Genomic DNA, 736 nt, shown 5'->3' with positions numbered 1-736 from the left:
CGATACGGTGATCGAGGCGGATGACGAAGTCTTTTTCATCGCCGCCCGTGAGAATATTCGCGCGGTCATGAGCGAAATGCGCCGCCTCGACGAAACCTACAAACGCATCGTCATTGCGGGCGGCGGGCAGATCGGTGAACGTCTGGCCGAGGCCATCGAAAGCCGTTATCAGGTGAAGATCATCGAGATGAACCCGGCGCGTTGCCGTTATCTGTCCGACACCCTCGACAGCACTGTGGTGTTGCAGGGCAGCGCCTCCGACCGTGATCTGTTGCTGGAAGAGAACATCGCCGACGCCGATATTTTCCTCGCGCTGACCAACGATGATGAAGCCAACATCATGTCGTCGCTGCTGGCGAAACGGCTGGGGGCGAAGAAGGTCATGACGATCATCAACAACCCGGCGTATGTCGACCTGATTCAGGGCGGCGACATCGACATCGCCATCAGCCCGCAGTTGGCGACCATCGGCACGCTGCTGGCCCACGTGCGCCGTGGCGATATCGTCAGCGTGCATTCATTGCGTCGCGGTGCCGCAGAAGCGATCGAGGCGATTGCTCACGGTGATGCGAAGTCGAGCAAGGTCATCGGCAAACCGATCGAGAAGATCGGCCTGCCGCCCGGCACCACGATTGGTGCGGTGATCCGCAATGAACAAGTGATCATTGCCCACGATGACACGGTGATCGAGGCGGGCGACCATGTGATTCTGTTCCTTGTGGATAAAAAGCATATT

General features: G+C 58.6%; 1 protein-coding gene. It reads left to right on the top strand.

The genetic code is table 11. The features are described 5' to 3' along the window. Nucleotides 1–736 (top strand): Trk system potassium transporter TrkA (trkA, locus tag BK660_RS30090; RefSeq protein ID WP_123436399.1); only part of this gene is annotated, 736 nt, incomplete at both ends.

The sequence above is a fragment of the Pseudomonas brassicacearum genome (assembly GCF_003732265.1).
Classification (GTDB): Bacteria; Pseudomonadota; Gammaproteobacteria; order Pseudomonadales; family Pseudomonadaceae; genus Aquipseudomonas; species Aquipseudomonas brassicacearum_D.
This window is presented reverse-complemented; position numbering and strand designations above follow the sequence as displayed.